Below are 6585 nucleotides of genomic sequence, written 5' to 3'. Positions count from 1 at the left end.
CTGGGTATATTGGTTCAATAAAAAGCGTGTACACAGTGCACTGGGTTATGTATCGCCTTTTGAGTTTGAAGCAATGTACTATGATAAGATTAACCCGTTAGGTCAGGTGGCCTAACTTAAATAAAAAGTCTCCGACAAACCCGGTACGGTTCAAATATTATTGATTCTGATACTTAGGCATTGTCTAAAGCCATGTTTTGAATGGCTCGCTCAAAATCGCTAAGAATTTATAAAGTTGTTAACGATGACATCGAAACGATAAATTAAATTTTCCGAAATTGTCTAATGCACAGCACATTGTATCGTGATAGACTAAGAGAAATCGGGTGTGCCCCGATTTTTTTATGCGGATTCGTTCCGCGCAGACAAGATTTTAGGTTTACAACATGCCCATTTCAGAGACATGGTTATTACCTGATGGTGTAGCTGATGTACTACCAGAACAGGCGCAAGTGATTGAAACTTTGCGTCGTCAAGCATTAGATTTCCTCGCAACTCGAGGTTATCAGTTGGTGTACACGCCATTCATTGAATACATCGAATCGTTATCTTCTCTTTCAGAATCGAATCAAGATTTAGACTTAGCCACTTTTAAAGTGATTGATCAGCTTTCTGGTCGTTTACTTGGTGTGCGTGCCGATATGACACCACAAGTGGCTCGTATTGATGCGCATGTACATCCAGTTGAAGGCGTTGCTCGCTATTGCTATGCAGGAACAGTCCTACATACCAAACCACAAGGCTTTAATACCACGCGTACACCTTTGCAGTTAGGTGCTGAGCTATTCGGTTCAGACAGCATCGATGCCGATGTTGAACTGATTGATGTGATGATTAGCTTGCTTGAAAAAACAGGTTTTGCAGACGGTATCCATTTAGATTTAGGCCATGTGGGCTTATTCCGTAGTATGGTGAAGGTTGCAGGTTTAAACAAAGCGACTGAACGTCAACTCTCTGATTTATACCAACGTAAAGCTCTGCCAGAATTGGCTGAATTTACCCAAGATTTAAACTTTGGTGCTGACTTTTATAATTTAGGTCGTTATGCAAGTGACTTAGATGCCTTGCAAACGCATTTAAGTGCAGAAGTCATTGCCGATGCTGAATTCAAGCACGCTTTCGATGCATTAAAAACCACACAATCTGAGATTCAAGCACGTTGGCCAAATCTTCAGATGGGTATTGATGTGGTTGAGCTACGTTCGTATCACTACCATACGGGCTTAATGTATGCCGTTTATGCACCAAACCGTGCTGCGCCATTGGCACAAGGTGGACGCTATGACGGAATTGGTGAGCACTTTGGGCGTGCACGCCCAGCAACAGGCTTCAGTTGTGACTTATATGCACTTAGTGCAGGTCGTTTTCAGCAAAACAGTCTTGTGGTTGCTCCCAAAGGTACTCAAACAGATTTGATCCAAGCGATTGAACACACGCGTGCTCAAGGCATGAGTGTGATTCAACTTTTGGGGCAGGATGATTTAACTACGCTTCCATATGCAACGCACCAGTTGGTGAATGTTGCAGGTCAATGGACTGTAGAACAAATTTAATCACTTCTTCAGGTAAGCTAAAACCTGAGAAGTTCTTCAATTTTAACAGCATGATGCAATGAGGCTATTATGGGCAAGAATGTTGTGGTACTCGGTACCCAATGGGGCGACGAAGGTAAAGGTAAAATCGTCGACCTGCTCACAGATCAAGCGGCTGCGGTCGTTCGTTATCAAGGCGGACATAACGCAGGTCATACACTTGTCGTTGGTGGTAAGAAAACTGTATTACACCTCATTCCATCTGGTATTTTACGTGAAAACGTACTGTGCTTAATTGGTAATGGTGTGGTGCTTTCTCCTGAAGCGCTCATCAAAGAGATGGACATTCTTGAAAAAGAAGGCGTGCCAGTTAAAGAACGTCTACGTATTTCTCCGAACTGTCCACTGATTTTGCCAAACCATATTGCACTTGACCAAGCGCGTGAAATCAAGCGTGGTAATGCGAAAATTGGTACCACTGGTCGTGGTATTGGTCCTGCGTATGAAGACAAAGTTGCACGTCGTGCAATTCGTGTTGCAGACTTGGTTCGTGGTGGCGAGCATCTTAAAGCTCAGTTAACTGAACTTCTTGAGTACCATAACTTCCAATTAACACAATTCTACGGCGTAGAAGCAGTTAAATTAGAAGATGTACTTGCGCTGTGTGATCAATGGCGTGAAGTGGTTGCACCACTTGTGATTGATGTCACTACAGAGCTGCATAATTACCGTAAAAATGGTGATAACATCATGTTTGAAGGTGCTCAAGGCTCCCTTCTAGATGTTGACCATGGTACATATCCGTATGTAACGTCTTCAAACACGACTGCTGGTGGCGTAAGCTCAGGTTCTGGTTTGGGGCCTTTACATCTTGACTATGTATTGGGTATTACTAAAGCATACACAACACGTGTAGGTGCAGGTCCGTTCCCAACTGAGTTGGTTTATGACGCTGCAAATGACGTAGGTGATGCGATTGGTAAGCACTTAGGGACTGTAGGTTCTGAATTTGGTGCCTCTACGGGTCGTCAACGTCGTTGTGGTTGGTTCGATGCTGAAATCCTTCGTCGTTCTGTAGACGTAAACTCACTTTCAGGTATTTGCTTAACTAAACTTGACGTTCTTGATGGTTTAGAAGAAGTGAAAATCTGCGTAGGTTACGAAGCGGCAGATTCTGGTTGTGTTGGTTCTTCTGATGCGCTTGCATTTGAAACTTTAAAACCAATTTACGAAACAATGCCAGGTTGGTCTGAGTCTACCTTTGGTGCGAAATCAATGGATCAATTGCCACAAGCAGCGATCAACTATGTAAAACGCATTGAACAATTAATCGAATGCCCAATCGATATCATTTCTACAGGTCCAGACCGTGAAGAAACGATTGTCTTACGTCATCCATTTGACGCTTAAGCGATAAAGCATCGAATAAAAAACCCTGTCTAGTACAGGGTTTTTTATTTGTGCGGTACATCTGTACATGAGCTTGACAGATATTGATTTAAGCTGCTGAGCTGGAATGACTTTCCCGACTAAAGTTGCATGAATAAGCACGACATAATGTATAAGTGCTTGTTAGAATAAAATGCACAATAAACAGATGAGCAGGCAGGATGCAAAAGAATATCGCGGGAACTATTTTTTACTCACTACTTTTTGCTATGGGTGGTGCGCCAACAATCGCGATGATGATTATTCAAGGGCAAACCACCGATCCAGACGTGATTTATAGTGCGCTCATTGGATTGTCTGTGATTATTGCTTGTATCTTAGTGCCGATCATACTGCTCCAAAATGCATTCCTGTTCGCGAAGCGTAAAAGTGCGACCCTTGAGGAAAAAATTGAACCTTTAAGCCACCTGTATTTGGGTTTAAATATTCTGTGTTTGGTTTATTGGCTTTTGATTCAGTTTATGTAACTAGGTTTAAGGTGGTGTGTAGATATCGCTCTAGCGCGGAAATTTGGCTTATTGTGCTTAATTGTGAAGATATTTTTACATAATTGCTATGATAAAACGTGGTGATGATATTTAACAATTTAAATCTATTCAATATAATTCAGCACATTATGTAAAATGCTTTGAGATGGATGGAGTTAAGCAATAATGAAAAATAAAATATTAATGAGTTTGTGTGCAGCAAGTGTGGTTACAATTTCAGGTTGTGCAACTTTTGCGGAAGTGGCAGGTGCAGACACTGCAACATTAAATGCAGCAGCAACCCAAGGCTTCAACAAAACTGTGAATGAAGCGCGAAGCACAAAGACCTTAGATACCTCATCTACGACCTATAAGCGTATTTATGGTGTATTCAATCGCTTGAAGCCATATGCCGATCAAATGAATCAAACTGGAACGAAATTTGACTGGCAGTTGGCAGTACTTAAGTCAAATCAGGTCAACGCCTATGTTGCACCTGGTGGTAAGGTGGTGTTCTACACAGGTATTGTAGATAAATTGAACCTAACTGATGCTGAAATTGCAGCGGTGATGGGACATGAAATGGTGCATGCTTTAGAAGAGCACTCAAAGAGTAAGGTTGGTGCGCAGGCATTAACGGATTTGGCTTTGGGGATTGGTCTAAGTGCGGCAGGTGTAGGTCAAACGGGTTCAGCAGCAGCGCAGTTAGGTAGTCAAATTGGTATTGGTTTGCCTTACTCACGTAGCCTAGAAAGTCGTGCAGACCAAGGTGGTTTAATGTTGATGGCTAAAGCAGGCTATAACCCTCAAGCCGCAATTAGTCTGTGGGAAAAAATGAATAAGCTCGATGGAGCAGGCGGTTCTTCATTCCTGTCGACTCACCCGTCAAACAGCCAACGTATTGAAGCAATGCGTAAGAACTTAGCCGCTGCTCAAGCGGTTTATAATCAAAGACGTTAATTTATTTTGAATAAAAAAGGACGCAAAGGCGTCCTTTTTTAATGTCAGCTTATGATTTTGAAAATCATAAATGATTTGTGACAGGTGAAGTCGTGTTTCACCTGAACAGCTAACTAAGAAATATCTATGGTGCAGGATTAGGTTGTTGCTGATGAATAGCTTGAATACCCTGTAAAACATCTTCGGATAAATCAATTTCAAAGGCTTGAATATTTTCTTTCAACTGGTCTAAGTTAGTCGCACCAATAATCGTACTGGTCACAAAAAATTGCTGCTTGATAAAGGCTAAAGCCAGTTGTGTCGGCGTTAAACCATGTCGTTCAGCCAGTTGCGCATACTGTTCTGTTGCCCATTCACTCTCTGGGTTGCTATAACGACTAAAGCGGCTGAAAAGCGTCACGCGAGCATTCGCTGGGCGTGCACCATTACGGAATTTACCTGTGAGATAGCCAAAAGCGAGTGGGGAGTAGGCGAGTAAACCAATGCCTTCATATTTCGCAATTTCCGACATGCCAATTTCATAAGTGCGGTTCAGTAGGCTATATGGGTTTTGCACACTGACAAATTTAGATAGACCAAGCTGTTCTGCAATCTGCAGGAATTTCATGGTGCCCCATGGTGTTTCATTAGATAAGCCAATATAACGAATACGCCCTTTTTGAATCTCTGCTTCTAATGCTTGTAGTGTTTCTTGCAAAGAGGTCAAGGTTTGCGTGCTCTGGGCTTCACTGTTTTCATAGCCTAATTTGCCGAAAAAGTTGGTTGGGCGCTGTGGCCAGTGTAGCTGATATAAATCGATATAATCGGTCTGTAAACGCTTTAGGTTGCCATCTAGGGCAGAAGAAATATCGGTTGCATTAAAACGAGTCTGTCCATCACGAATATGACTACCACCTTGCGACGGCCCCGCAATTTTAGAGGCTAAAAATAGCTTGTCTCGACCGCCGCGCTGGGCAATCCATTGGCCAATAATACTTTCGGTTGCACCTTGGGTTTCAGTTTTTGGAGGAACAGGGTACATTTCCGCAGTGTCCCAAAAGTTAATGCCTTGCGCTAAAGCATAATCAAGTTGTTCAAAGGCTTCAGCTTGAGTGTTTTGCTCACCAAAGGTCATGGTGCCGAGACAAATTTCAGGAACCAAAATGCCTGTATTGGCTAAGGGTTTAAATTGCATTCAACATTTCCTTTTATGGACTGCGTTTTTTCGGTCGAATTAGGTTACACAGTTATGCCCAGTAGGTTAAATCACTATTTTTACAAAGTTTGTCATGATTTTGTCAAAGCAGAAGCAGATTTAAAGACATAAAAAAAAGCAAATCCTAAGATTTGCTTTTGGCTGTATCAGCTATGGAGGAAAGTCTTATTCTTCGTCTTCATAGTCATCAGCATTCGCTTTTGACTCTTCTAAAGAGGCATCAAAAATTAAGATGGCTTTACCATCAGTTTCGATCATGCCTTGCTCTTCGAGTGTTTTCAAAACACGACCAACCATTTCACGTGAACAACCGACAATACGTCCAATCTCTTGACGCGTAATACGAATTTGGCGGCCATTTGGTAAAATCATCGCTTCAGGTTGCGACGATAAGTCGATTAGGCAACGTGCAATACGACCTGAAACATCGATAAATGCAAGGTCAGTCACTTTACGAGTGGTATTTTTTAAACGGCGAACTAGCTGTGCAAATACTGCATAGCTTAGGTCAGGGTATTGTTTGCTGAGCTCATGGAAGTTTTCATAAGTCACTTCAGCAATTTCGCAGACATCACGGGTACGCACTTCTGCAGTACGTTGTGAGTTTGCTTCGAATAGACCCATTTCCCCAAAAAAATCACCCGCATTTAAATAAGCGACCACGATTTCACGTTCATCGTCTTCACGCAGAATAATGGAGACCGAACCTTTTAAAATCAAATATAAAGATTTAGATTCTGAGCCTGCATCTACGATGGTGGTACGCTTAGGATAACGATTAATATATGCGCGTTTTAATAATGCTTTGACTGACTCGGGGAGTTGACCTGGAGACAGCGCATCAGTGCTTAATTGTGAAAAGCTTGAAGTCATGCTAACGGTTCCGAAAATGGATAAAATATAGATCGCACAGACCTAGGGTGAACTTGTCACACAGTCAGAGCTGAAATTCCTTATCAACTCAATTTATGTTAGTGTACAG

At 42.1% G+C, this 6585-nt stretch carries 7 protein-coding genes; 5 read left to right on the top strand and 2 right to left on the bottom strand.

Annotated features, from left to right (window positions below; all coding sequences use genetic code 11):
* The 5 genes from MF4642_RS17375 to MF4642_RS10975 form a co-directional block, all read left to right on the top strand.
* A partial coding sequence (locus MF4642_RS17375) for an IS3 family transposase (RefSeq protein ID WP_413772799.1) occupies positions 1-115 on the top strand: 115 nt, incomplete at its 5' end.
* 271 nt (positions 116-386) lie between these two features.
* Positions 387-1553 (top strand): ATP phosphoribosyltransferase regulatory subunit, encoded by a 1167-nt coding sequence (locus MF4642_RS10990; protein ID WP_078426239.1) that lies wholly within the window; start codon positions 387-389, stop codon positions 1551-1553.
* 69 nt (positions 1554-1622) lie between these two features.
* Positions 1623-2942, top strand: a complete 1320-nt coding sequence (locus tag MF4642_RS10985) for an adenylosuccinate synthase (protein WP_004696178.1) — start codon at positions 1623-1625, stop codon at positions 2940-2942.
* A gap of 200 nt (positions 2943-3142) precedes the next feature.
* Entirely contained in the window at positions 3143-3448 is a 306-nt protein-coding gene (locus MF4642_RS10980; protein ID WP_004696180.1) for a hypothetical protein, read from the top strand.
* 186 nt (positions 3449-3634) lie between these two features.
* Positions 3635-4408, top strand: coding sequence for a M48 family metallopeptidase (locus MF4642_RS10975; protein WP_004982314.1), 774 nt, complete (start codon positions 3635-3637; stop codon positions 4406-4408).
* A gap of 124 nt (positions 4409-4532) precedes the next feature.
* Here the strand turns inward: MF4642_RS10975 and MF4642_RS10970 are convergent, their stop codons facing one another.
* Positions 4533-5582, bottom strand: a complete 1050-nt coding sequence (locus tag MF4642_RS10970; protein WP_078426238.1) for an NADP(H)-dependent aldo-keto reductase — start codon at positions 5580-5582, stop codon at positions 4533-4535.
* A 186-nt stretch (positions 5583-5768) separates the two neighbouring features.
* On the bottom strand, positions 5769-6476 hold the full coding sequence (gene crp / locus MF4642_RS10965; RefSeq protein ID WP_004696183.1) for a cAMP-activated global transcriptional regulator CRP: 708 nt from the start codon (positions 6474-6476) through the stop codon (positions 5769-5771).
* Positions 6477-6585 lie beyond the last annotated feature (109 nt).

It is taken from the genome of Acinetobacter sp. MF4642, from assembly GCF_002018925.1.
In the GTDB taxonomy this organism is placed as follows: Bacteria; Pseudomonadota; Gammaproteobacteria; order Pseudomonadales; family Moraxellaceae; genus Acinetobacter; species Acinetobacter johnsonii.
This window is presented reverse-complemented; position numbering and strand designations above follow the sequence as displayed.

Coding starts and splice junctions, on each gene's coding strand:
- MF4642_RS10990 (WP_078426239.1), top strand. CDS start 387: ATGCCCATTTCAGAGACATGGTTATTACCTGATGGTGTAGCTGATGTA.
- crp (WP_004696183.1), bottom strand. CDS start 6,476: ATGACTTCAAGCTTTTCACAATTAAGCACTGATGCGCTGTCTCCAGGT.
- MF4642_RS10980 (WP_004696180.1), top strand. CDS start 3,143: ATGCAAAAGAATATCGCGGGAACTATTTTTTACTCACTACTTTTTGCT.
- MF4642_RS10975 (WP_004982314.1), top strand. CDS start 3,635: ATGAAAAATAAAATATTAATGAGTTTGTGTGCAGCAAGTGTGGTTACA.
- MF4642_RS10985 (WP_004696178.1), top strand. CDS start 1,623: ATGGGCAAGAATGTTGTGGTACTCGGTACCCAATGGGGCGACGAAGGT.
- MF4642_RS10970 (WP_078426238.1), bottom strand. CDS start 5,582: ATGCAATTTAAACCCTTAGCCAATACAGGCATTTTGGTTCCTGAAATT.